This window comes from Altererythrobacter sp. KTW20L (assembly GCF_023501975.1).
In the GTDB taxonomy this organism is placed as follows: Bacteria; Pseudomonadota; Alphaproteobacteria; order Sphingomonadales; family Sphingomonadaceae; genus Alteraurantiacibacter.
The window spans coordinates 85,445-111,060 of sequence record NZ_JAMFLH010000010.1; the positions used below are offsets into that span (position 1 = coordinate 85,445).

General features: G+C 65.3%; 22 protein-coding genes. 9 read left to right on the forward strand and 13 right to left on the reverse strand.

Annotated elements, in window-relative coordinates; genetic code table 11:
- Positions 1-20 precede the first annotated feature (20 nt).
- Positions 21-1,412 carry an MmgE/PrpD family protein gene (locus tag M3P36_RS11240; RefSeq protein WP_249703506.1) on the forward strand — a complete coding sequence of 464 codons (1,392 nt, stop codon included), beginning with the start codon at positions 21-23 and terminating at the stop codon, positions 1,410-1,412.
- Here the strand turns inward: M3P36_RS11240 and M3P36_RS11245 are convergent.
- From M3P36_RS11245 to M3P36_RS11260, 4 genes are all read right to left on the reverse strand, one after another.
- A complete protein-coding gene (locus M3P36_RS11245) occupies positions 1,409-2,182 on the reverse strand; it encodes a hypothetical protein (protein ID WP_249703508.1) in 774 nt (257 codons plus the stop codon). The genes M3P36_RS11240 and M3P36_RS11245 overlap by 4 nt on opposite strands.
- Complete coding sequence (locus M3P36_RS11250; protein WP_249703511.1) at positions 2,179-3,714, reverse strand: hypothetical protein; 1,536 nt, start codon at positions 3,712-3,714, stop codon at positions 2,179-2,181. The genes M3P36_RS11245 and M3P36_RS11250 overlap by 4 nt, the downstream gene beginning before the upstream one ends.
- Positions 3,714-5,897: a TonB-dependent receptor gene (locus M3P36_RS11255; protein ID WP_249703515.1), complete on the reverse strand. Its 2,184-nt coding sequence runs from the start codon at positions 5,895-5,897 to the stop codon at positions 3,714-3,716. The genes M3P36_RS11250 and M3P36_RS11255 overlap by 1 nt, the downstream gene beginning before the upstream one ends.
- 96 nt (positions 5,898-5,993) lie before the next feature.
- Entirely contained in the window at positions 5,994-7,178 is a 1,185-nt protein-coding gene (locus M3P36_RS11260) for an MFS transporter (protein WP_249703518.1), read from the reverse strand.
- A 515-nt stretch (positions 7,179-7,693) separates the two neighbouring features.
- On the opposite strand from M3P36_RS11260, the gene M3P36_RS15280 reads away from it, so the two are divergent.
- From M3P36_RS15280 to M3P36_RS11290, 6 genes are all read left to right on the forward strand, one after another.
- On the forward strand, positions 7,694-8,785 hold the full coding sequence (locus M3P36_RS15280) for a cytochrome P450 (RefSeq protein WP_249703519.1): 1,092 nt from the start codon (positions 7,694-7,696) through the stop codon (positions 8,783-8,785).
- Positions 8,786-8,809: 24 nt separating this feature from the next.
- Complete coding sequence (locus M3P36_RS11270) at positions 8,810-9,757, forward strand: alpha/beta hydrolase (protein WP_249703523.1); 948 nt, start codon at positions 8,810-8,812, stop codon at positions 9,755-9,757.
- 147 nt (positions 9,758-9,904) lie between these two features.
- Entirely contained in the window at positions 9,905-10,894 is a 990-nt protein-coding gene (locus tag M3P36_RS11275) for a LacI family DNA-binding transcriptional regulator (RefSeq protein ID WP_249703526.1), read from the forward strand.
- A gap of 105 nt (positions 10,895-10,999) precedes the next feature.
- Positions 11,000-11,185, forward strand: coding sequence for a hypothetical protein (locus M3P36_RS11280; RefSeq protein WP_249703528.1), 186 nt, complete (start codon positions 11,000-11,002; stop codon positions 11,183-11,185).
- A gap of 275 nt (positions 11,186-11,460) precedes the next feature.
- Positions 11,461-11,685: a diguanylate cyclase domain-containing protein gene (locus M3P36_RS11285; protein WP_249703531.1), complete on the forward strand. Its 225-nt coding sequence runs from the start codon at positions 11,461-11,463 to the stop codon at positions 11,683-11,685.
- Between the two features lie 146 nt (positions 11,686-11,831).
- Positions 11,832-13,010, forward strand: coding sequence for an EAL domain-containing protein (locus tag M3P36_RS11290; protein ID WP_249703534.1), 1,179 nt, complete (start codon positions 11,832-11,834; stop codon positions 13,008-13,010).
- 24 nt (positions 13,011-13,034) lie between these two features.
- Here the strand turns inward: M3P36_RS11290 and M3P36_RS11295 are convergent, their stop codons facing one another.
- A complete protein-coding gene (locus tag M3P36_RS11295; RefSeq protein WP_249703537.1) occupies positions 13,035-15,230 on the reverse strand; it encodes a fused MFS/spermidine synthase in 2,196 nt (731 codons plus the stop codon).
- A 117-nt stretch (positions 15,231-15,347) separates the two neighbouring features.
- Here M3P36_RS11295 and M3P36_RS11300 point away from each other — a divergent pair, with 117 nt between their 5' ends.
- Positions 15,348-16,136, forward strand: coding sequence for an SDR family oxidoreductase (locus M3P36_RS11300; RefSeq protein WP_249703539.1), 789 nt, complete (start codon positions 15,348-15,350; stop codon positions 16,134-16,136).
- Here M3P36_RS11300 and M3P36_RS11305 read toward each other — a convergent pair whose 3' ends face one another.
- Together M3P36_RS11305 and M3P36_RS11310 are read right to left on the reverse strand one after the other, a co-directional pair.
- On the reverse strand, positions 16,137-16,649 hold the full coding sequence (locus M3P36_RS11305) for a nuclear transport factor 2 family protein (protein WP_249703541.1): 513 nt from the start codon (positions 16,647-16,649) through the stop codon (positions 16,137-16,139).
- Positions 16,650-16,652: 3 nt separating this feature from the next.
- On the reverse strand, positions 16,653-17,123 hold the full coding sequence (locus tag M3P36_RS11310) for a DUF3237 family protein (RefSeq protein WP_249703543.1): 471 nt from the start codon (positions 17,121-17,123) through the stop codon (positions 16,653-16,655).
- A gap of 64 nt (positions 17,124-17,187) precedes the next feature.
- Between M3P36_RS11310 and M3P36_RS11315 the strand changes: the two genes are divergently transcribed.
- Positions 17,188-18,777, forward strand: coding sequence for a GMC family oxidoreductase (locus M3P36_RS11315; protein ID WP_249703546.1), 1,590 nt, complete (start codon positions 17,188-17,190; stop codon positions 18,775-18,777).
- Here M3P36_RS11315 and M3P36_RS11320 read toward each other — a convergent pair.
- The 6 genes from M3P36_RS11320 to M3P36_RS11345 form a co-directional block, all read right to left on the reverse strand.
- Positions 18,755-20,065 (reverse strand): MFS transporter, encoded by a 1,311-nt coding sequence (locus M3P36_RS11320; protein ID WP_249703549.1) that lies wholly within the window; start codon positions 20,063-20,065, stop codon positions 18,755-18,757. The genes M3P36_RS11315 and M3P36_RS11320 overlap by 23 nt on opposite strands.
- 58 nt (positions 20,066-20,123) lie before the next feature.
- A complete protein-coding gene (locus M3P36_RS11325; protein WP_249703552.1) occupies positions 20,124-20,681 on the reverse strand; it encodes an alpha-ketoglutarate-dependent dioxygenase AlkB in 558 nt (185 codons plus the stop codon).
- 47 nt (positions 20,682-20,728) lie between these two features.
- Positions 20,729-22,102, reverse strand: a complete 1,374-nt coding sequence (locus tag M3P36_RS11330; protein WP_249703555.1) for an aspartate aminotransferase family protein — start codon at positions 22,100-22,102, stop codon at positions 20,729-20,731.
- 98 nt (positions 22,103-22,200) lie between these two features.
- Positions 22,201-22,941, reverse strand: a complete 741-nt coding sequence (locus M3P36_RS11335; RefSeq protein WP_249703559.1) for a gamma-glutamyl-gamma-aminobutyrate hydrolase family protein — start codon at positions 22,939-22,941, stop codon at positions 22,201-22,203.
- A complete protein-coding gene (locus M3P36_RS11340) occupies positions 22,941-24,368 on the reverse strand; it encodes a gamma-aminobutyraldehyde dehydrogenase (RefSeq protein WP_249703561.1) in 1,428 nt (475 codons plus the stop codon). Before M3P36_RS11340 ends, M3P36_RS11335 begins: the two co-directional genes overlap by 1 nt.
- A 110-nt stretch (positions 24,369-24,478) precedes the next feature.
- Positions 24,479-25,606 (reverse strand): ABC transporter ATP-binding protein, encoded by a 1,128-nt coding sequence (locus M3P36_RS11345; RefSeq protein ID WP_249703563.1) that lies wholly within the window; start codon positions 25,604-25,606, stop codon positions 24,479-24,481.
- Positions 25,607-25,616: the final 10 nt, after the last annotated feature.

A 25,616-nucleotide genomic window follows, 5' to 3' on the forward strand; every position in this document is an offset into this window, starting at 1 on the left:
GTGCAAGGAGAGCGGTCCCCATGGGTAAATCCGAGACGCAAGACGATGTGACGATGCAACTGGCCGGGCTCTATGCCAGGCTCGACCATGACGGCTTGAGCCCCGGGACGGTCCATGCGGCGAAGCGGGTCCTGCTCGATGCGACCGGTGTCATGCTGGGGGCCAGCGGCATGGTGCGCGAGGTGGATGGTTTTGTCAGCCTCGCCCGCGCCATGGGCGATGGGGCGTGCAGCGTGCTTGGGACAGGCTATGGCGCATCGCCGGTCATGGCAGCCTTGGCCAACGGGGCAATGGCCCATGCGCTGGACTATGAAGACGCCTTCGATCTAGCCCCCGGCCATCCCAACGCCAGTCTTGTTCCTGCGCTGATTGCCCTGTCCCAGTTTCGTGGACCGGTAAGCGGGCCGCGCTTCCTCGCCGCGATGGTTGCGGGATGCGACATGGCCTGCCGCATGGGCCTTGCCCTGCAGCAAAAGATGGAAGTGGGGGGCTGGTATCCTCCGCCCATCCTTGCTGGCCACGGGGCTGCCCTTGGCGCCGCGCACCTGCTCGGGCTGGACGCGCGGCAGATGGCCGATGCCCTATCGCTGAGCCTGTGCCAGGTGACCATGCCGGGCGAGATCAAGTATTCCGCCCGCACCGTGATCCGCGCTGTCCGCGAGGCCTTTCCTGCCCAGGCGGCGGTCCAGGCGGCGCTGCTGGCACAGCAGGGGCTGGCCGGGTTCGAGCAACCGCTGGAGGGCAAGGGAGGCTTCTATGCGCTCTACGCCGGCGGAAAGTTCGACCGTGAGGTGCTGCTCGCGCCGCTTGGCGACAGCTTCTGGATCGAACACCTGACTTTCAAGCCCTGGCCCAGTTGTCGGGGCACGCACCCCTTTATCGAGATGGCATTGGCATTGGTGGCGGAACACGGATTTGCTGTCGGCGAGATCAATCAGGTCAGGGTGGGGCTGGGGCCGATGCAGCGGATGCTGGTGGAGCCCGCCGTACGCAAGGCTGCCCCCGCTGTGGCTATCGATGCCAAGTTCTCCATCCCGTTCTGCACCGCTTCGGCCCTCGTCAACCGGAGCATCGGACTTGACAGTTTTGGACTGGACCACTTGCGCGATCCGGCAGTCCTGGCGCTGGCGCGTAAGGTGGAATTCCACCAGCCGGCCGGGGCAGAAGCTTGGCGCGGCGATGCCGGGACGCTGGAAATTGCCCTTAAGGATGGGCGCCGGTTCCACGCTGCCCTCGACCGTGCCCGCGGCACCGCCGACAATCCGCTGAGCGATGCACAGATGATCGCCAAGTTCACCGACTGCGCAACGCGCGCGGCCATGCCGCTGTCGGTGGGCGAGGCGCAGGATCTTGCAGGCAGGATACTGGCGCTGGATGATTGCGCCGATGTCGGCGCGCTGTTCCGGCGCTAGAACAGGGCGGTGATTTCCACCCGGCGCTGTGACTGGCCGGGGATGCCGTCGGCATCGGGATGGTCGTTCACCTGCGCACCGGTCACTGCATGCGTCTCGATTTCCATGTCCGGAAACAGGCGGCTGAGCGACAGGGCCACCACCTCGGCCCGCTGCTGCGCCATTTCGGGCCGCTCGGCGATGACCTGGCCAGAGACGGTTTCGGGTTCGCTTGCGGCATAGCCGGTTACCACCAGCCGCCGGGGGTTGGTCGCGCGGATCCAGTGCGCCGCCTGGTCAAGCAGGTAGTCGCCGTACTGATAGACCACGAAACTGCGGTCCAGTTCGAAGAACAGGGTGAAGGCCCGCTCGCTGTAAGGGCCGGGGGGCGGAGCGGGCGGATTGGACAAGGGGCTGATGTTGCGCGCCGGACGGACGAACGGGCGGCCGGGATAGCCTTCGGCAGGCAGCATGTGACGCAGGCACTGCGTTTCCAGCCGCGACGTGCGCACCGGATCGAGCACCGGCGCCCCGCAAGGCCGCTCCGCCGTGTCTGCGGCGGTGCCTTCCACCAGCACGGCATAGTTCCAGTCCGGCTTGTAGGGCGATTGCGAGACATCCCACTGTTGGCCGGTTGCCGGATCGGTCACCAGCCAGCAGCCCGACTTGGCTCCTGCATCGGCATCGCGATAGATCGGACAGGCGATGAACCGCTGGTTGTCTGCCGCCTGTGCCGCCGAGGCCGACATGACCGGCAGGCTCGCCGCTGCAAGGGCGATCAGGTGCCTCACAGCGCGCTCATCAGGTTGATGAGGTCCTGCCGCTCCTGCGCGGTATAGCCGATGTTGTAGCGCCGCTCGTAATAGTCGACCACGCCTTCCAGATCCTTGGCCGAACCATTGGCAAAATAGGGCGCGCGGGCGGACAGGCCGCGCAGGCTCTGCAGCGTGATCTTGCCCACATCGGCGCAGCGCCCGCTGGTGAGGGCGAAGCCGGGATCATAGGTCAGGATCACTCGCCCGTAATGCGGGTGCGGATCCCCGGTGCAGGTGATGCGGAACAGCGGGAAATCGGGCAGCGGATCGGCAAAGGGCAGGGTGGTGGTGCCAAGATCCACCTGACCCGGTGCCACGTCGTTCCCCATGCGCGTCATATTGTGGCAGAACACGCAGGAATTGCGCACCGGGTTGCCGAAGCCCATCGGCGAATTGATGCCCGCGCTGTCGGTGATGAGGAAGGTCTTGTCGCGGAACACCCGCGCCCCGCGCGCGACGGAGCGCCGCCATTCCAGCTGTTCTGGCGAAAGCCGGGCGGCTTCTTCCGGCGCAATGGTCTCCCATACGGCGAATTCGCTGAACACCGGCACCCCGATGGAGCCGAGCGCGCCTGCCTCGCTATCGCGCAGGGTGGCCGGGCCGCCGGTTGCGCCAAGGCTGTCGAGTGCGGTGCCATGCGCGCCCACCTGTTGGGCGGTGAACACGCTCAGGTTGAAGGCGGTGATGGCCTGGATGGCGGCGGGCGACAGGCGGTCGATCATCTCGCCATGGGTGCTGGCGGCATCTTCCATCTGTAGCCGCAGGTTGACCGCGCGGTTGTCCGACATCAGGTTGCCCGACAGGTATTCGCCGGTATCCGGATCGCGCGGCAGGGTCAGACCCTGCTTGGGATCATAGGCAAAGCCGACGGCCAGTAGGTACTTGAGGTTGGCCAGCGGCCTGGGGCGGCGATAAACCGAGATGCGGCCGTTTTCCGGGCCATATTGCACGCCGCTGTTGCAGCCATGGGGATCGCGCACGACCTCGATGGTGAAATCGGGAGTGACGGCGCGCCCTTCGTATTCCGTAATCGGCCAGGGCCGCTCGATGCGGAACAGGCCGTGCTCGAGCAGCATCGAATGGGACGCTGCCTCGCCCTGCGGCAGCACGGGGCAGTTTGACCCGTCGTAGGCGGCAAAGATCGGGTCCGTGCCGTTTGTTACCCGCCAGCGCTCCTGGATAGTCTCGACCGCCAGGCTCATGGCGTCAGCGGGCTGGTGGCATGAGATACAGGCCCGGCCATTGGGGCCCATCGGTTCAAAGAACGGGTGCCCCTTGGTCTGCACCGGGCCGCCGGTAATCAGCGTGCGCAAGATACCGTTGGCGTTGGGATAGTCGAGCACTTCGGGCCAGGTCCGGTCTTCGCCCGGACCCCACCAGCGATCGTCTGCAGGCCCCTCCGCCCCGGCCAGCCCGGAAAATCCCAGCGCCCCGCAAAGCAGGCCCGCTGCCAGCAGCAGGACCCGCTTGCCCTTGCGAGGCGCCGGGAGGGAGGAACCGGATTTCATCAGCCGCCGAATTCAACCTTTACGCGCAAGCCGATCGTCCGCGGCGCACCATAGATGATGCCGCCATCGGCGCTCGAGCTGTTCTGGATCTGCGAGGCGATATAGGTCTTGTTGGTAATGTTGTTGGCAAAGGCTTCCAGCTTGTAGCTCTCGCCCAGGTCGAAAGTGATGCGGGCATCGAACAGGTCACGCCCGGGCACGATCGTATTGGCCGAAGGGAACGGCGTGGCGATCTGGCTGGACAGGTGCGACCACTGGACCCGCGGGGTTACGTCCACATTGCCCAGCATGAAGGTGTACTGGACACCGGCGTTGATCGTCCATTCGGGCGAGAACGGCAGCGTCGCGCCTTCGGGAACGAAGCGCAGGTTGGTCGGGCAGCCGACATCGGTGCCGGGCAGGTTGGTATCAGAGATACAGGCCGAGTTGGAGAAGGTGGCATCGAGGTAGCCGACCCCGAAATTGGCCTGGAACCCGCCGAACTGGGCAGTCGCTTCCAGTTCCGCGCCGATGGATTCGCCCGCCAGCGCGTTCTGGGTAACCGGCAGGCCGCCGACCAGGCTGGAGAGCTGGATGTCCTCGTATTCCGACATGAACACCGCACCGTTAAGGCGCAGGTGGCGATCGAGGATTTCAGTCTTGAAGCCGGCCTCATAGACCGTGTTCTGTTCCGGCAGGAAGTCGGGGGTGTTGGGCGTCAGGTTCACACCGCCAGCCTTGTACCCGCGCGAAGCCGAGACATAGACCATGCCGTTGTTGTCGAAGTGGTAGTTGAGGCCCAGCTTGCCTGTCAGCTTCTCCGAAGTGGCGGCGCTGGTCAGTGGCAGGGCGACAGGCGGGCCGGGGACTGCGAAGCGCGTATAGACCTGCTTGTCCCAGCTGTACCGGCCACCGACCAGCACTTCGAGGTTGTCATTGAGGAAATAGTTAGCCTGACCGAACACCGAATAGGAGGTGTTCACCGCTTCGGCGATGATGTCGCTGTTCGATACGACAAAATCGGTGGTGTTGCGGTTGTCGCGCAGCAGGGTGACGGGGACATCTTCGTCCAGCATGAACGCACCGACGACCCATTGCAGCGGGCCGGTACCCAGCGACAGCAGGTTGAATTCGGCGATGAAGGTTTCGAACACTGTATCGCCGATGCTTACGCGGCCGGGGAAGGTGCGGGTATTCGCGCCGCTGGTCGGCAGGTTGGCGGGTACGCCCACTGCGGTTGCCGTGCGATCGCCATCGGTCTGGTCGCGGGTATAGCCGTCCTGGAACGACACCAGCGCGCGTGCGCCGACGCTGTCCGACATTTCGTAGTTCACTTCGGCGGACAGGCGGTAGCCGCGCTGGTTGAGGAACGACAGCGCATCTTCCTGGATCTCGAAAGGATCGGTGCTGACCGTGTCACCACGGCGTTTCACGGCATTGTTGTCACTCTGCATGTCGAACCATTCGCCGCGCAGATTGATCGTGCCGCGTCCGTCCGATGTCTGCAGCGCCAGGTTGGCGCGCACTGCATCGAGGTTCATGTTGCCGGGCTGGCTCTGCGCGTTGGCGGCAATGTTGTCGGTGAAGCTGTCGCGCTCGTCATGCACATAGGCAAGGCGCAGGGCCACGTTCTCTGCGCCGATATTGGCAGTCAGTACAGCGCGGTAGCGGTTGTAGTTGCCCACGGTGAAATCGCCGCCGAACGACGTGGTGTCGAACTGTGGTGCGGGCGAGCGGACATAGATCGCGCCGCCGGTGGAATTCTGTCCGCTCAGCGTCCCCTGCGGGCCGCGCAGCACTTCGATCGTGCCGATATCGTAGAAGCTGTGGCCGATGAACTGTTCGTGCGGGATCAGCTGACCGTCGATGTAGTAGGCGACGCCAGGGTTCGAAGTGGGAGCCGACTGGGCGATGCCAACGCCGCGGATGTTGATATAGGTCGAACGGTTGAAGGTGTTGATCGCGATCGACGGGGCGACCTGCTGGATGTCGTTGAGAGTGACCACACCGCGCTGGGTCAGCTGCTCGCCCGACAGGACCGTGGCAGAGACGGGCACGTCCTGCAGGTTCTGTTCGCGCCGCTCGGCAGTGACGAGGATCTGGTCGAGCCCGCCTTCGGGCGCTGAGTCCTGGGCCACGACGGGCATGGCGGTACCGCACAGCAGGACGGCCAAGGCACTTGCGGAAAATTTGCGACTGTTCATCTGATGGTTCCTCCCTGTCAGGGGCGATCAGACCCCCCTTTTGTGGCGCTGATAGCGCTTGCATCGGCATTGCGCAAGCGCTTGCAGAAGTGCTTCTCAGGATTTGCGCAACGCGATTGCCGCGAGCAGGGCTGCGCCCGTCAAGGGAGTCAGCGACAGACCAAGGTGCATGGCAGTTTCGGCGGCATAGGGACCGAGCATCCATGCGAGGAATGCGCTGGCCAACATTTGCAGCGCGCCCGCCAGGCTGCTTGCCGTGCCTTCCAGCCCGGGTTCGCTGGCCAGGATATGGCTGATCGCCGTTGGGCCGGTCAGTCCTGCGGTCAGTCCCAGCAGAACAAGTGGCGCAAGCACCAGCGGCAGATCGGGATTGCCCCGCCACGACAGCGACAACAGCGTCGCCGCCGCCAGGACACCGAGCACGGTCGAGACCAGCAGTGCGTCGGTCCGCCGCTGGACCAGTCCGACCACTCTGGTTCCAGCGATGCTGGCACAGGCGACCAGCAGCAGGCACATGCCCGTCTCGCGCGGGGTCAGGCCATAGCTTCGTTCCAGCAGGAACGGGGCCGAGCCAAGAAACACGTAGAGGCTGGCGCTGGCGAACGCCATGGCGGAGGTCGCGGCCAGGAACCGGCGGTTCGCCAGCACCCGGCGATAGGCCACCCGCAGCGTCGGACGATCGGGGAGGTCCGCAGCCGGTCCGGCGCGGGGGATCCTGCGCGAGACCACCAGCACTGCCACAATCCCGGCCAGAGCCAGCCCGCCCATGATCGCCCGCCAGCCGAACCATTCGGTGACGAGCCCGCCGATTACGGGCGCAATGGCGGGCGATACCAGCACAACAGTCATAAGTGCAGCCTGCGCCGCCACGGCCCTTTCCGGCGGAACCATGGTGTTGAGCAGGACACGCGCGGTAACCAGGCCTGCAGCCGCGCCTACCGCCTGACCCAGGCGTGCCAGCAGCAGCACGCCGAGGCTTTCGGCCACCAGGCCCAGCAGGCTTGCCGCCGTATAGATCAGCAGGCCGAGCTGCAGCAGTCGGCGTCGCTCCATCCGGTCGGCCAGGGGCCCCACCAGCAACTGCCCCGCTCCAAGGCCGATAAGGAATACTCCCACGACCAGTTGCGCCGATGCGACGCCCACGCCCAGCTCGCCCGCGATCGAGGGCAGGGCCGGGACCAGCAATTGCGTGGCGAGCGATCCCAGCGCGGCAACGGCCCCTAGCAGCAGGATCGTGCCCCGCAGGGAGGGGGTGGTTCTTGTCGTCTGGCTGTCGGTCATTTGAGGTCGCGCAACTGCCGCCGCACCACCAGGCGCAGCACGGCACAGGTTACCGCGATGGCGAGGATCAATATGGCGAGGATCAATAATGATGAAGCTGCCATGCCTTACCCAAATCCGCTGAATGGCGGGGTGATAGCGCTTACATCCGGGTGCGTCGAGCCTTGATCTTGCAGTGATGCCAACGGATTGAGAATGGCGACTTTTGGTTGTCCGCTACCGCCTTTCGCCCCCTTGCGCCGCCCTCAGCAAGACTGTAAGCGCTTGCAGGCAGGCTGCATCTTTGCCTGCAGATTGCTTTTGAGGGGACTTGCGTGACCGACGAGGCGACTGGGCCAGCGACTGGGCCAGCGACTGGGCCAGCGACTGGGCCAGCGACTGGGCCAGCGACTGGGCCAGCGACTGGGCCAGCGACTGGGCCAGCGTCCGTTGTACCGGACGATTTCGATCCGCATGTAGAAGAGACGTTCGACAGCCCGCATGTCGAGTACGAGCGGATGCGCGCACAGTGCCCCGTGGCCCATTCCAGCGCCCACGGCGGGTTCTGGGCGCTGACCCGGCATGCCGATATCGTGGCGGCCGTGACCGACAACGAGACCTTCATCACCTCGAAGATCAATGTCATTCCCAACATGTCGCTCGGCAAGCGGCGGCCGCCGCTGGGCAAGGATCCGCCCGAGCATACCCCGTTCCGCCGTGCGCTCGACCGGACCTTGCGCAACTCGCGCATCGCTGCGCTGGAACCGCGCTTGCGCGCCCATGCGTCGCGTGAACTGGAGCGGATGATCGGTGCCGGGCGGGGCGATGTGTCGAGCGATTTTGCCACCATCTATCCGGCCTGGATCGAGGTCGAGTGGCTCAACCTGGAACCATCCAACGCGGTGCTCCTGGCCGATGTCGCCCGGCTCTACAATGTCGCCTGGCGCAACGAGAACATGGACGATGTGGCCCGGACCAGCGGCCAGCTCTATGCCGTGGCACGCGAGGTGGTGGAGGATCGCCAACGCCATCCGCGGCCTGTTGAAAGCGATCCGGCCTCGGCCCTGCTGGCGGAGGAGACCCCGTCCGGCCCGATCCCGCCGGACTATGTGATCGAGACCATCCGCCAGGTGCTGGTGGTGGGACTGATGGCTCCGCCGCCGCTGTTCGGGGCGATCGTGATCCACCTGATCCGCCACCCGGACCTGCAGCAGTACCTGCGGGAAAATCCCGCCCGGATCCCGGCGGCGGTGGAGGAGTTCATCCGGCTCTACTCGCCCTATCGCGGCTTTGCCCGCACCACCACGCGCGATGTCGAACTGCACGGCCGGACGATCCCCAAGGACGATCCGGTGACCATGGTCTATGCCTCGGCCAACCGCGACGACGAGGTGTTCGACGACCCCCACAGCTTCCGCTTCGACCGCGAGAACATCCGCCAGCACCTCGGGTTCGGGCGCGGCGCGCACCAGTGTGCGGGCGCGGGGCTGGTCCGCCTGGAGATGCGCATCTTCCTGGAAGAACTGCTCCAGCGGACCACCGGCATGGCGCTTGACGGACCGCTCGAAATGACCAGGCTGCCCGAACTGGGACCGACCAGCACGCCGGTCACGTTCCAGACCGACTGACGGGGGCAGGGTGAGGAGGCTTAGATGATCCGTCGCAAGGGTGGCAGGAAACTGCTGGCAGGTTCTGTCGCACTGGCTGCACTCCTCTGGTCAGCCCAAGGCGTCGCCCATGTGGAACGGCAGCCGCTCTATGACGGGCCTGCACCGGGTTCGGAAAGCTGGGAACACGAGCGAGTCGCGATCGAGCGGGATGGTGCCGTGTCGGTCTATAACACCCGCCAGCCGGTCTATGAACTGCTCCTGCCACGGCCCGATCGTGCCAGCGGCGCGGCCCTCGTCATGCTACCGGGTGGCGGCCTGCGCGTGCTGGGGACGGGAGCCGCGCTGCAGGACGAGATCGACGCCCTGGTGCGCGAAGGGGTGGGCGTGCTGATGCTGGAATATCGCACCCTGCAATTCAGTCCGGCAGAGCTGGAATGGATGACCGCTCCGCCCCCGCCGCGCGATCCCGCTGATCCGCCTGCTCGCTTTCCCCGCATGGAAATCGTCAACGGCAATGCCAATCCGGCAGCCGGCACTATCGCCATGACAGACGTGCTCGAACTGGCAACGCAGGATGCCCAGGCCGCGCTCCGCCTGCTCCACGCGAATGCGGCAGAATGGAATATAGACCCTGACCGGATCGGGGTGATGGGCACTTCGGCCGGTGGCGGGGTGGCTTTCGGCACGCTGCTCGACCGGCAGGCCGCAGCAGACGAACGGCCCGATTTCCTTGTCTCGATCTTCGGCCCTTCGTTGCAGGATGTTGCAACGTGGGAGGGCGCTCCCCCTTTGTTCATGGCGGTGGAGGCAGAACACGGAGCGGTGACGGACGGCCTGATCGAAGTGTTCCGCATCTGGAACGCGGCCTACCAGCCGGCCGAACTGCACATCTACGACGTGCCCAACTTCACCATGACCGAAAAGCTGTGGGGCCCGCCCCTGTTCGACTGGATGCGCAGTCGCGGTATTCTCCGGGTGACGGGCGACTAGAGGCCGGCCAGATTTTCACGGCTACCGCGATGTAAGGCCTTGCGAAATTTTGCAGGCAGAGGTCGCAATGCATGCAAGGCGATTGCACCGGGCGCTGGGCTGGGGCATGTTCCACGGTCACCATGACGCGGAGATAGCATGTCACCGATGACCAGGGCCCCGACGCTGAACGACGTCGCGCGCGAAGCAAATGTATCTGCCGCCACGGTCAGCCGCTTCCTCAACAATCCCGGCGTGGTGGCAGGAGAGACCGGAACGCGGATCAGCGCTGCGATCGACAAGACGGGCTATATTCCCAACGCCCTGGCCGGCGACCTTGCCACCAACAAGAGCCGCATGGTCGCAGTGCTCATACCCTGCCTCGAGAACTCGCTGTTCAACGATATGATCGAGCGCATGGTCGGAGAGATGACGGCGAGCGGAAACAACGTGATGATCGGGCTGACAGGCACCGGAACCGAACGGACCGACAGCCTGGTACGGGCGGCACTCTCGCGCCGCGTCGATGCGATCATCGCGACCGGGACCGTCAGCCAGAACGTGATCAACATGGTGGGGCGGAGCCGGACCCTGTTCATCCAGGTGTGGGAACTGCCCGAGGATCCGGTGGGAGTGGCCATCGGCTTCCGCCACGAGGATGCCGGACGCGACATTGCCCGCTTCCTCGCCTCGCGGGGCTATCTCCGGCCCCATGTGGTGACCGCAGAAAGCCCGCGTGCGCGCAGCCGGCGCGACGGCTTTTTTGCCGAATGGGAAGCACTGGGTTTGTCCCTGCCGACCGAATCGATCACCGACATGCCCACCCGCTTCGGCCACGCCCGGCGGGTCTTCGCCGATGTGCGTCGGCTGGCCGAGCGGCCCGACGTGGTCGTCTGCGGGTCCGACCTCCTGGCCCAGGGAATCATCGTCGAGGCCCAGGCGGCGGGGCTGCGAGTGCCCGATGACCTCGGGGTGATCGGCTTTGGCAACAATGCCATCTCCGGCGAGATGCGACCCACGATCACCACGGTCGATATCGACGGCGCGCGCATCGCCCGCGAAGTGATGGCCGCAATTTCGCGCCACCAGGAAGGCCGCGAATTCACCTCCCGGCGTATCGACGCGGGCTTCCGCCTGATCGCCCGCGACAGTGTCTAGAGCAGTCCCCGACGACCAACAATCCTGGGATTGTTCGGAAAAGCTAACCATTTGAATATAAGAGCCTAGAGATTGCAAAGATAATAGCAGAAGTCGCTCGATCCCATGCGTGCCGCAGCCAATACCATGATGCACCGACTGATCGTGGGCAGGGCGGCACTTCCGTCCAGCGACATGATTGCGGGTGGTGGCGAAGAATTCGCCCTGCTGTTCGAGAGTCTCGAACTTGGCGGAGTGTGGAGGACCGATGTCGAGGGTCGGTTCGTCGCTGTTTCCGAGTCCATCTGGTAGGCGCTGTCGTCTGAGGATCCGCGAGGCCGGGTCACGCTGGCGGGGCTGTTCGACAGCGGCAATGGCGAGAGCGATGCGGCGCGCAATCTTCACTTTACTATGACTAGGCGCAAGACCTTCAAACGGGTCGTGATCGAGACGGTATCGGTTGGGGAGAGCCGGTTCTGGTCGCTCTCGGGCTCGCCCCGAGTGGATGCTGCAGGGGCCTTTGCCGGATACCACGGCGTCTGTTCCACATTACCAGCGACCGGCGCGACGTGGAGGAAACGTCGCAGATGGCCATGCACGATCCCCTGACCGGGCTGATCAACCGGCGCCGGATGGGTGTCATGCTCGAACAGGTGCTGTCGTCCTACCGCCATCGCGGAAAGCCCTGTGCCACCATGCTGATTGACCTGGACCGGTTCAAGCAGGTGAACGACACGCTGGGCCATACGGCGGGTGACAGCCTGCTCAAGCTGGTAGCCGATCGACTGATTTCGGTGGTGGGCGACCGCTAGAAAGTCTGCCGGCTGGGCGGCGACGAGTTCCAGATTTTCCTGCCGGGGATGGACGACCGCGGTTAACTGGGGGACCGGGCCGAACGGATCATCTCGATGCGGCCGGACAGCGTCGCGCGCTGGAAGATGCCCAGCACGATGTCCTGTTGAGCGGCGATTTCGAAATCCTTTACCAGCCGCTTGTCAGTTCCACTTCCAACCAGGTTTCGGGAGCCGAGGCGCTGATCCGCTGGAATCATCCCGAACAGGGGCGGATTTCGCCAGCTCTGTTCATCCCGATCGCCGAGGAATGCAATCTCATCGGACGGGTCGGCGAAGGGGTCCTGCGCCAGGCCTGCGCCGACGCGGCGGCTTGGACCGCTCCGCTCAGGGTTGCAGTCAATGTGTCCCCCACGCAATTTGACGATCCGGGCTTCCCGCTGGTCGTGACCCAGGCCCTGTCGGCCAGCGGGCTGGCTCCGCGCCGTCTGGAGCTGGAGATCACCAAAGGAGTGTTCCTGGCCGAGAGTTCTGCCACGGACGAAACGTTCAAGGCGCTGAAAAAACTGGGCGTGCGCCTGGCGCTCGACGATTTCGGCACCGGGTATTCGTCGCTCGCCTATCTGAAGACCGCGCCGTTCGACAAGATCAAGATCGACCGGAGTTTCGTGCGCGGCGCCACTGCGGATGATGTCCGCAACCGCGCCATCATCTGCGCCATCGTCAGCCTCGCCAACGCGCTGGAGATGGAAACCACGGCCGAAGGCGTGGAAACGTTTGACCAGCTCGACCTCGTGCGGGAACTGGGGGTTAGCCATGTCCAGGGCTACATCTACTACGCCCCGCTCGAGAAAGCCGAATTCGTGACCCAGGCCGAACAGGCCGACTGGGGTATCGAGCCCAGCGGCTATGCCAGGCAACGCTACGAGCGGATCAAGATGTACCGCAAGATCGGCGCGATCCGCGAGGATCACTATTACACGGTGATGCTGCGCAACATGTCGCAGACCGGGGCCCTGATCGAAGGCCTTATCGATGTCTCTGTGGGCACCCAGTTCGTGCTCGACTTTGGTGAGGGCCAGCTTGAGGTGGCCACCGTCCGTCGCAGCCCTGGTGCAGTCCAGGGCGTGAAGTTCGAAAATTCGCTGGTGCGCGATGGCGACGGCGGGCTGTGCACCCGCAGCCGTATCTCGCCATTCCTGCTCATCGCCGCCGGCCTGCCGGATTACTCGGCCTCGACCGGGCCGGGTGCGGTGATCGGGGAGCGGGGCTCCAAGGTGAGCCTGCCAACCTTCCTGTCCGCAACCGACCGCCGCGCCATCATCCGCATGGGCGAGGAACGCTAGGCGCGCAACCGGTCGCCTGCCCTTTCACCAGCGGATCAGCGGCAGGATCGAGGCGTTGTCATCCGTCCATGCGCGGCGGGCGGGTGGCGGCAGGGCGGTCCAGGGCAGGGTGCTCGCCTGTTCCAGTGCGTCCAGTCGTTCCGGAGTGCGGGCGAGCGCGATCCACACCGATGGCGTCAGTCCTTCGCCCGGTTGTTCCATGTCAGAGCGCAGCAGCCCGTGCCAACCGGTCGCTTGCGTCAGGGCCGAGATCATCGGGGCAAGGTCGATGAAACGGTTCGACACGTGCAGCAGCAGCAGGCCATCGCGGTCCATTACCCGCTGGTAGGTGGCAAAGGCCTCTGCCGTCATCAGGTGCATGGGGATGGAATCGGACGAGAAGGCATCGATCGCCAGCAGGTCGAAGTGGCCCTGCGGTTCCCTGGCCAGTTCCAGCCGGGCATCGCCGATGACCATGCGGGCATCGGGCGTGCAGTCGGCAAGGAAAGTGAAAGTGCCATCGTCCGAATAGCGCGCCACCTGCGGATCGATCTCGAAAAAGACCCATTGCTGCCCTGGTTGCCGGTAACAGGCGAGTGTCCCCGCACCCAGACCGACAATTCCCACCACTGCATCCGGCGCTGCCTCGGCAAGTGCGATACCTACGCCTGCAGTTGGGCCGTAGTAGGTGGTCGGCTCGGTGCGGCGCGATGGCACCAGCCACTGGCGACCGTGGACGGTCGTGCCATGGCTCAACTGCAGCAGCCGCCCGTTGTCCACGACCTCCACGGTATAGACCCCGAAATAGCTGCGCGTTCGGTCGCCTTCCAGGCTGGCTTTCAGCGTGCCGATCCCGCCGTGCCCCAGCATCAGCAGCGCCACCACCGCGACATAGGCGGCGCGGTTGCCCATCGCCGCCACACCCAGCACCGTCAATGCCAGGATCAGCGCAAGAATCCTGGAGCCGTTGCCGTCGAGTGTCGCCTGGGCGAGCAAGGCCATGAGCACGACTGCGACCAGCAGCAGGCAACCCGCTATCACCCGGCGGCGCGGGCCAGCTTCCCACAGCCACGCCATTTGCGGCACCAGCGGCTTGGCGGGCAGCAGCAGCGCAGCGCCGATCAACAGTATCGGATGCTCGTAGATCCAGTCGAACAGCACCGGCGCGACAATGGCGGTAAACGCCCCGCCCAGTGCGCCGCCTGCCGCCACCACCAGGTAGAACAGCGTCAGGTGGCGGGGATGTGGTCGCAGGTCGTACAGCCGCGCGTGAAGCGCAACCGAGAGGACAAAGAGCAGCCCGACCATGGCGATGGCGGTGGCCGGATTGGCCTGTCCGCCCGAGATCATCGCCATGCTGCCTACCAGCAACAGCAATACCGGCGCGAGGCGGGTCAGGACCCGTGACCAGTCGCCACTATCCGAAAAGGCCAGCGAGAAGCTGAGCAGGTAGAAGCCGAGCGGGATCACCCACAACAGGGGCATGGCCATGAGGTCTGTCGTCAGCAGCGAGGTGGTCGATAGCATCAGGCCTGATGGGACAGCGGCCAGCGCGATCCACAGCAGGATCTGGCGTGCGGTGGGCCTGACAGCCGGTTCTTCCACCTCTACCGTCACTGTCGGGCCGGATACCACCGTGCCGTTGTTCCAGCGGCTTATCGCGAGCGCCGCGACAAGCACGATCAGCAGGGCATAGCCTGCGGTCCACAGCCCGCTTTGCTCGCCCAGCGCCATGCGCGGCTCCAGCCACAGCGGATAGGTCAGCAGGCCGGCAAAGCTGCCGAGGTTGGACGCCGCGTAAAGCACATAGGGATTGCCCGCAGCAGGATGCGCCGCATACCAGCGTTGCATCAGCGGGGCCTGGGCGGACACCAGCATGAACACCGGGCCGACAGTCAGCGCGAACAGTGCCGGAACCCACAGCACTTCCCACCCAGCTGCCGGGCGGGCGATGTCGGCCAGCGCGATCGGCAGGGTCAGGGCTGCGGCTGCCAGCAGCGCCAGATGCACGCCGACCTGCCTTCGCAGCGGCAGCCGCGCCAGCGCATGGGCATAGGCATAACCGCCCAGCAGCAGCGCCTGGAACACGAGCATTGCGCTGTTCCACACGTTGGGCGCGCCGCCCAGCAGCGGCAGGGCCATGCGCGCCACCATCGGCTGGATCAGGAACAGCAGGAAGCTGCCGGTGAATATCACAAGCACGAACAGCGGGCGGTGGGCAGCCAGGAAACGATCCATCATTGGTTGCGCGATAGCCAATCGGGCGGACGGGTCAAAGCTGGACTTGTCGTCTCGCACTGGCATTTCGGGCCGAACTGCGCCAGCCTGCCGGAAAATGCCGAACGGGAGAGGGTATTAATGGATCTGGGGATCAGGGGCCGCAAGGCCATCGTCAATGGCGGCAGCGCGGGCATGGGGCGCAGCACGGTGCTGGCGCTGGCCCGCGAGGGCGTTGAAGTCTTCGTCTCGGCACGGGGCGAGGAGCGGCTGGTTGCCGCCTGTCGCGAGATTGCCGCCGAAACCGGCTCCCACGTCACGCCGATCTGCGCCGATCACAGTACGCCGGAAGGCCGCGCCGCGATCCTCGCCGCCTGCCCAGCGCCCGATATCCTCGTGGGAACCTGCGCTCCGCCGCCGATGACGCCCGACTATCGCGCGATCACCGAAAAGCAGTGGCGCGAGGCGATCGACATTTCGCTGCTGTCGCCCATCGCCTTCATGCGCGAAGTGGTGGACGGCATGGCCCAGCGCGGCTGGGGGCGGGTGGTCAACATCGCTACGGTGGCGGCCAAGTATCCAGGCGAAATTCGCGTCCTGTCCGGCGCAACGCGGGCGGCGCTGGCGAACTATACCGGGGCAGTTGGCAAGGTGGTCGCGAAGCACAACGTGATGATCAACAACGTGCTCCCCGGCATGCACCACAGCGCTTTCGTGGCCGACCAGTTCGGCGAACGGGCGCGGGCCAAGGGCACGACCTACGAGCAGGAAGTGGCTGAATTCTCGAAGGAATGGCGCATCGCTGCCGAACGCTTCGGCGATTGCGACGATGTGGGTGCTTTCGTGGCGATGTTCTGCAGTGAATTTGCCAATTACATGACCGGGCAGAACCTGGTGATCGACGGCGGGGCGACCAACTCGACGTTCTGACTAACTTTCGGGCGGATAGCGCAGACCGGCCAGCGGCGGCGGCATCGGGCGGGCCACCCGCTCGCCCGTCTGGCCCGCAAAGCCCGCCAGGATCGGCCCGGACCAGTCACGGATGGTGCGGCGGGCCAGCAGCCACTGGCCTAGGTGTTGGCGGAACTTGTCTTCATACCAGCCCATCACGTGCAGGGCGTGTGGTCCATCACCCTGTCTCAGTGCAACCATGCAATAGGACCGCGCCGCAAGACCATCGGCGGTGGGCGTGATGACGATGTTCGAAACGTGATGCTGCCGGCCCGCCGAGCTTGGTAGGGCGGCAAAGAAGCGCGCGAAGTGGCGCAGCGCATCGTGGCCCTGCCAGCTTTCCGGCTGCTCGAACGCATCCCACACCAACTCGCCATCGGGGCAGAAACACCCCACAAAGCCCTCTACATCGCCGGTGTCGAGCGCCCAGGCATAGCGAGCGATCACCTGCTGCACGGCGATGTGGTCTGCGGTGGTGGGGCTGACGGTCATGGCTCAGGTCACCGCATAATAGTCGAAGAAGGTGGATGCCCCGCGCCGTTCGGCGGTGCCGACAAATATCGTGCGGCACAGCCAATCGTGCGGCCCGGCAGGTGCTTCAAATCGCGGGGTGATGCGGCAGTAGGTTTCCTCTGGCCCCACGGTTTCGCCCGCCTCGACCCGCGCCAGCACTTCGGGTGGGGACCAGGCGAGGCCGCGATTATGGATATAGATCGGCGTGCCGTCATCCGCTTCCAGCATGTAGTGTGCCTCGAACTCTATCAGGCCGCTGGCCCACATGCGCGGCCAATCACCGCCGGAGTTTGGCACGACCTTGCCCGCAAGTCGCGGCCCCTCGACCACACCGCCTGCCAGGCCAACGAAACCGCGGGTGAACGATGCCGGGCCGGGAGTGAAGCGGGTGCGCGGCCCATCGTGGAAATCCAGCCGCACGCTGAATGCCAGTTCCAGTCCGGGTTTCTGCAAAGCCTCTCTCCCCCGCCCGGCCATTGTGCGCTAGGCTTTGCCCACGTGTAACGGGACGGGACGCATGGTGGAAGAGTTCGACTATATCATTGTGGGGGCAGGCAGCGCGGGCTGCGTGCTGGCCAACCGCTTGAGCGCGGACCCGGGCGTGACCGTGGCGCTGGTCGAGGCAGGCGCTGACAGCCGCCATCCGCTGATCGACATGCCGCTTACCTGGATGCAGGCGGCGGCCAGCGAGCGCTTCACCTGGGGCTATATGAGCGCGCCCGACCCCAACCTCGATTGTCGTGCGCAACCGATTCCGCGCGGGAAGCTTCTCGGCGGCTCTTCGGCCATCAACGGCACGATGTACATTCGCGGCGCGGCGGCGGACTACGATGCCTGGCGCGATGCGGGTCATGCGGGGTGGGGCTATGACGACCTATTGCCGCTGTTCCGTCGGTCCGAAACCAATTGGCGCGGGGCGAGCGAGGTCCATGGTGGCGAGGGCGAGATGCACGTTTCCCCCATGCAACCCGACCCGGCGCTTTACCCGTCCTTCATCGCGGCGGGCCGCGAGCTTGGCTATGAACCTTGCCCGGATTTCAACGTGGCCCAGCCCGAAGGCTTCGGCATTCCCGATTGCACCATCCGCCAGGGTCGCCGGGCGAGCACGATGCGGGCCTTCATCGATCCGGTGAAGGGGCGGCCGAACTTGCAAGTCATGGCGAATAGCCCGGTGCGGAGGGTGACGATCGAACAGGGCAGGGCAAGCGGGATCGAGCTGGTCGGCGGCAAGGCTATCCGCTGCCGGGGCGAGGTGATCCTGTCGGCAGGCGCGCTCAACAGTCCGCACCTGCTGATGCTGTCGGGCATTGGGCCGGGCGGGCACCTGCGCGAACACGGCATCGAGGTGGCGCTGGACCTGCCGGGCGTAGGACAGAACCTGCAGGACCACCCCATCGCCATGGGTATTTTTGCCGGTGCGCTGGACATCGATTTCAACCGCCAGATCAGGCTCGACCGGCTGGCCGTCAACTTCCTGCACTGGCAGCTGACCGGCAAGGGGCCGCTGGCGCAAAGCCCTATGTCGGTCCAGGGCTTCGTCCGTTCGGGTGACGGGCAGGATCGGCCCGACCTGCAGTTCCAGGTGGTCCACAGCGGCTATGATGCGCGGGTGTGGTTCCCCGGCTGGCGCAAGTCGCCTTCGGCCATGTTCTCGTGCGGGGCGATCCTGCTCAACCCGGAAAGCCGGGGCGAGGTGTCGCTGGCTTCTGCCGACGCGGCCATGCTGCCGCAGGTGCAGTTCAACTTCATGAGCGCGGAAGGCGACAGCGAGCGGCTGCGCAAGGGTTTCCGCTTCATCCGGCAATTCATGGACACCGAGGCCGCCCGACCGCTGGTCAAGGCCGAGCTGGCCCCCGGTCCGGCCGCGCAGAGCGATGAGGAAGTGGAAGGCTGGTTGCGCGCCAGCCTGATCAGTGCGGGCCATCCGACCAGCACCTGCGCGATGGGTTCGGTGGTGGACAGCGAACTGCGCGTGAAGGGCATCGCGGGCCTGCGGGTGGCCGATGCCTCGATCATGCCCGATGTCATTCGCGGCAACACCCACGCCCCAACGGTGGTGATTGCCGAAAAGGCGGCAGACATGATCAGAACTGCGCGGCTGGCCTGACCTTCGCCCTTTCTCCCGGGGCGATAGCGATCATCGGCAGGGCCAGCACCAGCAGCGAGGCGAGGAGGGCAATGGCGAGCGCGAAGTTGCCGCTCGATTCCACCAGAGCACCGGTCAGCCACGGGCCGATGATGCCGCCTGCCGTGCCGAACATGCTGATCAGCGCGATGGCTCCTACCGACACCCGGTCGCCGCCCAGCCGCACAGTACCCGGGATGGCCCAGAACACCCCCTGCGCCGCACCGATGCCAAGGCCCGCCACACAAAGCAGCGCCAGCACCGGCCAGCCCGGCTGGAGGAACGCTGCCGCCATCATGGCAAGACCGGCGGCAGCGGCGGGGAAACCGGTATGGCGCAGCCGCTCGCCCTTCTTGTCGGATCGCCTGCCATTGACCATCAGGCCTACTGCCAGCGCTGCCAGCGGCAGGGCGCTGAGCGTGCCAATCATCAGCTCGCTCGATCCCAGGTTCAGCTGGCGGACAAGCTGCGGCAGCCAGAACACCAGCGCGTAGGAGCCGGTCATGACCAGCAGCCAGGTCAGACAGCAGCGCCACAGCCATGGATCGCGCGCCAACTGGCGGATCGGTATGGCCGGGCTGTCTGCCGCGCCTTCCTGCGCCACGAACTCGCGTGCCAGCCAGTCGCGCTCTACAGGTGATAGCCAGCGCGCCTTGTCCGGGCTGTCCACCATGTACAGCGCCGCCACCACGGCCAGCACCAGATTGGGCAGTGCGATCAGCAGGAACATGTAACGCCAAGGCTCCCAGCCCAGCGGGTTGGCAATGCCCAGCAGCCAGCCGCACAGCGGTCCGCCCAGCACCATCGATAGCGGCACCGCGACCAGCGCCGCCGCCAGGGCTCCTGCGCGCATCGAAGGCGGCGCCCAGCGTGAGATGAGCCAGGTCATGCCCGGCGCAAAGCCCGCTTCGGCCATGCCCAGCAGGAAGCGTGCGGCATAGAACTCGGCGGCGCTTTCCACCCGTGACATCCACAGGCCCGACAGGCCCCAAAGTACCATGGATACAAAGATCCACCGCTTGATGCCCCAGGCGCGCAGCAGGCGGACGTGGGGGTACTGGAACAGGAGGTAGGCAAAGAAGAACATGCTCACGCCCAGCCCGAACTGGTCGGGCGACAGGGCAAGGTCGGCCGACATTGCGCTGCCCGCATAGGAGACGTTCACCCGGTCGATCGAATTGACGAAAGTGATGATGGCGATCGGAATGATCAGCCGCACCAGCAGCTTACGCTCGACCTGCTGGCGCAGTCCGCCGACTACCTGATCCATCCCGTTCTCTCCCGTTGTGCGGGAGGTTCCACATGGCGCGGGCGGAGTAAAGCGGCGATCAGCGGGCGAGGCTGCGAAAGGTGATCGACCAGCGGGTCACTTCCATGGGCACGATGCTGTGTTCCCACTGGTGCCGCACCTCGCCCGACAGGTGATAGACCGAGCGGCGGGGGAGGGGCTGCGCGGCACGGGCAAACTTGCCGTCAGGTAGCCGCTGACGAAGCCGCAGAACGGCGTCGGACCCCAGCGACAGGCCCACTACGTGCTCGAACACTGACCGGTCGCGGTGCCAGCCGATGCCCGCGCCGGGATCGTAACGGATCACCAGCGCCTGGACCAACGCGGCGGGATCGAGCCCGGCAAACCTGACCGCCCGTTCCCGCATCCCGACCAGCCAATCGGGCATCGGTGTGGTCGGGCCGAATTGCGCCCGGTCGAAATCGTAATGCCAGCCGAACGAGGCGGTCAGTCGCTTGCCCTCCCACCCCTGGAACCGGAAGGGCGCCAGCGCCACACCGTCGATACCCGCAATCAACGCCCGCTCCTCGTCGGGCGACAGGAACTCTTCGGCCAGGGCGAGGCCGGGGACCAGCGGGATATCGAACAGATCGGCCATCGTGGCCTGCATGTCGGCAGAGCCACAGCCGGATGCAATAGCTTGGGTTAAAGCGCCTGCAAATCGGGCAGTGCCTGGTCCAGCGACCTGGCGATAATGTCCACCATGTCATCGATCTGCTGGTGCGTGATGATCAGCGGCGGACACATCACGATTGTATCGCGGATGCCGCGCACCATCAGGCCATTGGCGATGCAATGGTCGCGCACCACTGGCCCGGCATTGCCTTCCTTCCCGCCCCAGCGCTCGTTCGTGCCGGGCTTGCTGACAATCTCAACCGCGCCGAGCAGGCCGATCGAGCGGGTTTCGCCCACCAGTTCGTGGCCATCCAGCCGCTTCAGGGCATTGGCGAGGTAAGGCCCGGTGTCGTCGCGGGTGCGTGTCACCAGCCCTTCGTGATCGAGGATGTCGATGTTCGCCAGGGCCACGGCGGCAGCCACCGGATGGCCCGAATAGGTGAAGCCGTGGACGAAATCGCCGCCGGTCTTCAGTACCTCGACAATATCGCTGGAAACGGCCGTGGCGCTGATCGGCTGGTAGCCCGATGACAGGCCCTTGGCCATGGCCACCATGTCGGGCGTGAAGCCCAGCGTCTGGTGGGCAAACCAGTTACCGGTGCGGCCAAACCCGCAGATCACTTCGTCCGCCACCAGCAGGATGCCGTACTTGCGGCAGATCGCCTCGACTTCCTGCCAGTAGCCATCGGGCGGAATGATCACGCCGCCTGCGCCCTGTACCGGCTCGCCAATGAAGGCGGCGACGTTCTCCGGCCCGACGGCGAGAATACGTTCCTCTATGGCGGCGGCGCAGTCCTTGCCGAACTGTACCTTGTCCTGCCCGAATCCTTCGCCGAACCAGTAGGGCTGGCGGACGTGCTCCACGCCGGGGACGGGCAGGTTGCCCTGTTCGTGCATGAACTTCATGCCGCCCAGGCTAACGCCCGCCACGGTGGAGCCATGGTAGGCGTTCCACCGGCTGATGAAGACCGTGCGCTTGGGCTCGCCCTTCACCTTCCAGTAGTGGCGCACCATGCGGAACACGGTGTCATTCGCTTCCGAACCGCTGGTGTTGAAGAACACGTGCTGCAACTTGCCACCGGTCAGCCCCGCTATGCGCTGGGCGAGGAGCACGGTGGGCGGGGTCACGGTCTTGAAGAAGGTGTTGTAGTACGGCAGTTCGCGCATCTGGCGCGTGGCGGCCTCGACCAGTTCCTCGCGGCCATAGCCTACGTTGACGCACCACAGCCCGGCCATTCCGTCGAGGATGCGGTTGCCATCACCATCGTGGATATAGCAGCCTTCCGCATGGGTCACGATGCGGCTGCCGCCCATGTCCTCGATCAGCTTGTAGTCCTGCTGCGCGGGCAGGTGGTGCGCCACGTCGAGGCGCTTCAGTTCGGCGATGTCATAGTTCTGCGGCATGGGTTTTCTCCGTTGGTCTGGGCTGGCGAGGGGCAAGCGGCAGGGTCAGGGAGAAAAGCCGATCCGCGCGAGGAAGCGGCAGGTGCGGGTGATGCGCATCATGCCTCGCCCCGCAGGACGCGGCCGAGCAGGCGAAAAAAAGCCTGGCTGTCGGGGTTGGTGTCGGTGTTCCATTCCGGGTGCCACTGTACCGCAAGCACGGGGGCACTGCCAATGGTAGTCGAGAACGCCTCAACCAGCCCGTCGGGCGCCCTCGCTTCAACTGTGAGGCCATCGGCGAGGCGGCCAATGCCCTGGAAGTGGACCGAGTTGACGGTCAGTTCGTCCTTGCCGAACGCCCGCGCCAGCATCCCGCCGCTCTCGATGTGGACCGGGTGCAGGTGATCGAACATCGCGTCGAAAGCCACGTCTTCTGCGGCGTGGTGGGCCAGCAGGTCCGCGCTGGCCGACACATCGCGCCGCAGGGTGCCGCCCAGCGCTACGTTGATCTCCTGGAAGCCCCGGCAGATGCCGAACACCGGCTTGCCCCCGCCGGTCATGCGATCGACAATGCTTAAGGCGATCTCGTCGCGCCCCGGATCGAACGGGCCATCGCCGCCAGCCTCGCCATAACGGCTGGTCTCGACGTTCGATGGGCTGCCGGTGAGGAGGATCCCGTCCAGCCGCCCGGCCACTTCGCTCGCGCTCATCAGGTCGGGCAGACTGGGCACGATCAGCGCGGCGACATCGGCGTATTGCATCGTCGGCCGGATATAACGCTCGATCACCGCCTGCGCCGGTTCCGTGCCGACTGTGCGCTGGCAGGCAATGATGCCGAGGACGGGGCGGGCGTTGCCCATCAGTGCTTTATCATCACGTGGCGCGTGGTCATGTAATGCTCCAGGCTGTAGATCGACAGGTCCGAGCCATAGCCCGAGCTCTTTACCCCGCCATGCGGCATTTCGGTGGCGTTGACCGAATGGGTGTTGATCCAGGTCACGCCATATTGCAGCTCTGCCGCAAACCGCGCCGCCTTGCCCACATCGCGCGTCCACACCGAGCTGGCGAGGCCGTATTCGCTGTCGTTTGCCCAGTCGAGCGCCTGGTTGTCCTCTTCGAAGCGGGTGATCGACACGACCGGGCCGAACACCTCCTTCTGCACGATCTCGTCGGTGTGACGCGCCCCGGCGATGAGCGTGGGCGCGTAGAAAAAGCCCTCGCCTTCGGGCGCATATCCGCCGGTAACCACTTCGGCGGGCGTATCGGCGGCGGCACGGGCAACGAAGCCGTCCACCCGGTCACGCTGGCGGGCGGTGATGAGCGGGCCAAGCTGGGTGCCTGCCGCCGCAGGATCGCCCATCGGGATCGCTTCTGTCGCCAGCTTCAGGTCGGCAACCAGCCGGTCATAGAGGCTGGCATGGACATAGACCCGGCAGGCGGCGGTGCAATCCTGCCCGGCGTTGTAGAAGCCGCCTTCCGCTATGGCTTCCACCGCAGCGGCGATGTCGGCATCGGCCAGCACGATCACCGGCGCCTTGCCGCCCAGTTCGAAATGGGTGCGCTTGATCGTGGGGGCCACGGCTTCGAGGATCTTGCGCCCGGTCGCCACGTCGCCGGTCAGCGAGACCATGCGGACCTGCCGGTGCGCCACCAGTTGCGCGCCCACGCCGCTGCCATTGCCGGTGACCACGTTGACCACGCCTTCGGGCAGGAATTCGGCGCATACTTCAGCCAGCTTCAGGGCGCTCAGTGGCGTATGTTCGCTGGGCTTCAGAACCACCGTATTGCCCGCCGCGATCACCGGCGCGATCTTCCAGCTCGCCATCATCAGCGGATAGTTCCAGGGGGCGATGCCGACGCAGATACCCAGAGGATCGCGCCGCACCATGGAGGTGTGCCCGGCCTTGTATTCACCGGCCGGGACGCCCGGAACGGTGCGGGCGGCACCGGCATAGAAGCGGAAAACGTCCAGCGTATTACCCACGTCCACAGCGCGGGCAGTGCCAATCGGCTTGCCGCAGTTGAGCATCTCGAGCGCGGCGAAGTCGTCCGCCAGTTCCTCGATCCGGTCGGCGATCTTCAGCATCCGGCGTGATCGATCGGCGGGGGTCATCTTCGACCATACGGTGAAGGCCTGCTGCGCTGCTGCCACGGCGGCCTCAACCTGGGCCTTGCTGGCGCTGGCAAGGCTGGCGATCTGTTCACCCGTGGCGGGGTTGAACACCGCCTCGGGCTCACCCTCCCCGTTGGCGGGGCGCCCGGCGATGAACTGGCTGTGGGCGATCATGCGGTGTCCTGTCGGTTGCTTCGGGCCAGCCACGATTAGGCGCGAGCCAAGGTGGGTGGAAATACAAAAGGGTAGCCCGATGCCATCGGATTTGCCGATGGAACAGCCTGCTAGCTCAGCAGCACCACCGGGCTATCGGCGCGCCAGTGCATCGAAACCTTGTCATCCCAGGTGAAATCCTCCTGGTCGCGGCGCGAGAGGTTGGGGCGCGACACGCGCAGCATGGCGCCCGATTCGAGCTGGATATCAAACAGGGTGATATCACCCAGATAGCTCATGCCCCTGATCTTGCCGCGAGCGAAATTGTAGCCTTCGGGCGCATCTTCCTGCGCGGCACGGAAGGCTTTTCCGTCACCCGGCACGTGAAGGTAGATTTTCTCCGGCCTGATTGCCACCCACACGTTGGACTGGTGCGATCCGGTTACGCCGTGGTTGAGGTACACCTTGCCCAGCCCCTCGCACTCCACCGCCGCCCGGTCCGGTTCGTCCAGCGTGAGCTTGCCTTCGAACAGGTTCACCGAACCGACGAAATCGGCGACGAAACGGTTGGCGGGAAATTCATAGAGATCGGAAGGCGGTGCCAACTGCGCCACTTCGCCCTTGTTGATCACCGCGATGCGGCCGGCCATCGACAGTGCCTCGTCCTGGTCGTGGGTCACGGTTACAAAGGTGATGCCTACTTCGTCCTGCAGGTCGGCCAGTTCGAACTGCATCTGTGCGCGCAGCTTGGCGTCGAGCGCGCTCAGAGGTTCGTCCAGCAACAGCACCTTTGGTCGCATCACCAGGCTGCGGGCGAGGGCTACGCGCTGCCGCTGCCCGCCCGAAAGCTGGTCGGGCCGGCGCGCGCCGAAGCCATCCAGCTTCACCAGTTCCAGCGCTTCTGCCACGCGGGACTTGATCTCGTCAGAACCGACCCGGGCAATTTTGAGGCCGTAGCCGACGTTCTGTTCCACCGTCATGTGCGGGAACACGGCATAGGACTGGAATACCATGTTCACCGGGCGCCTGTTGGGCGGGACTTTCGCCATGTCCTGCCCGTCGATCAGAATCTGCCCCTCGGTCGGCATCTCGAACCCGGCGATCATGCGCAGGAGCGTGGTCTTGCCGCAGCCCGACGGCCCCAGCAGCACAAAGAACTCACCCGGCATGATGTCGATCGACACATTGTCCACCGCCGTGACCGGGCCGAAGCGCTTCGACACGTTGCGGATGGAAATGATCGGCTGTTGTTCGGTCATGCGATCAGTG

Excerpts from the sequence above, each read along its gene's own strand:
- M3P36_RS11285 (WP_249703531.1), top strand. The coding sequence starts at position 11,461 with ATGGCCATGCACGATCCCCTGACCGGGCTGATCAACCGGCGCCGGATG.
- M3P36_RS11315 (WP_249703546.1), top strand. The coding sequence starts at position 17,188 with ATGGTGGAAGAGTTCGACTATATCATTGTGGGGGCAGGCAGCGCGGGC.
- M3P36_RS11275 (WP_249703526.1), top strand. The coding sequence starts at position 9,905 with ATGACCAGGGCCCCGACGCTGAACGACGTCGCGCGCGAAGCAAATGTA.
- M3P36_RS11305 (WP_249703541.1), bottom strand. The coding sequence starts at position 16,649 with ATGACCGTCAGCCCCACCACCGCAGACCACATCGCCGTGCAGCAGGTG.
- M3P36_RS11280 (WP_249703528.1), top strand. The coding sequence starts at position 11,000 with ATGCGTGCCGCAGCCAATACCATGATGCACCGACTGATCGTGGGCAGG.
- M3P36_RS11320 (WP_249703549.1), bottom strand. The coding sequence starts at position 20,065 with ATGGATCAGGTAGTCGGCGGACTGCGCCAGCAGGTCGAGCGTAAGCTG.
- M3P36_RS11260 (WP_249703518.1), bottom strand. The coding sequence starts at position 7,178 with ATGACCGACAGCCAGACGACAAGAACCACCCCCTCCCTGCGGGGCACG.
- M3P36_RS11255 (WP_249703515.1), bottom strand. The coding sequence starts at position 5,897 with ATGAACAGTCGCAAATTTTCCGCAAGTGCCTTGGCCGTCCTGCTGTGC.
- M3P36_RS11240 (WP_249703506.1), top strand. The coding sequence starts at position 21 with ATGGGTAAATCCGAGACGCAAGACGATGTGACGATGCAACTGGCCGGG.
- M3P36_RS11250 (WP_249703511.1), bottom strand. The coding sequence starts at position 3,714 with ATGAAATCCGGTTCCTCCCTCCCGGCGCCTCGCAAGGGCAAGCGGGTC.
- M3P36_RS11300 (WP_249703539.1), top strand. The coding sequence starts at position 15,348 with ATGGATCTGGGGATCAGGGGCCGCAAGGCCATCGTCAATGGCGGCAGC.
- M3P36_RS11335 (WP_249703559.1), bottom strand. The coding sequence starts at position 22,941 with ATGGGCAACGCCCGCCCCGTCCTCGGCATCATTGCCTGCCAGCGCACA.
- M3P36_RS11270 (WP_249703523.1), top strand. The coding sequence starts at position 8,810 with ATGATCCGTCGCAAGGGTGGCAGGAAACTGCTGGCAGGTTCTGTCGCA.
- M3P36_RS11340 (WP_249703561.1), bottom strand. The coding sequence starts at position 24,368 with ATGATCGCCCACAGCCAGTTCATCGCCGGGCGCCCCGCCAACGGGGAG.
- M3P36_RS11295 (WP_249703537.1), bottom strand. The coding sequence starts at position 15,230 with ATGATGGATCGTTTCCTGGCTGCCCACCGCCCGCTGTTCGTGCTTGTG.
- M3P36_RS11325 (WP_249703552.1), bottom strand. The coding sequence starts at position 20,681 with ATGGCCGATCTGTTCGATATCCCGCTGGTCCCCGGCCTCGCCCTGGCC.
- M3P36_RS11330 (WP_249703555.1), bottom strand. The coding sequence starts at position 22,102 with ATGCCGCAGAACTATGACATCGCCGAACTGAAGCGCCTCGACGTGGCG.
- M3P36_RS11345 (WP_249703563.1), bottom strand. The coding sequence starts at position 25,606 with ATGACCGAACAACAGCCGATCATTTCCATCCGCAACGTGTCGAAGCGC.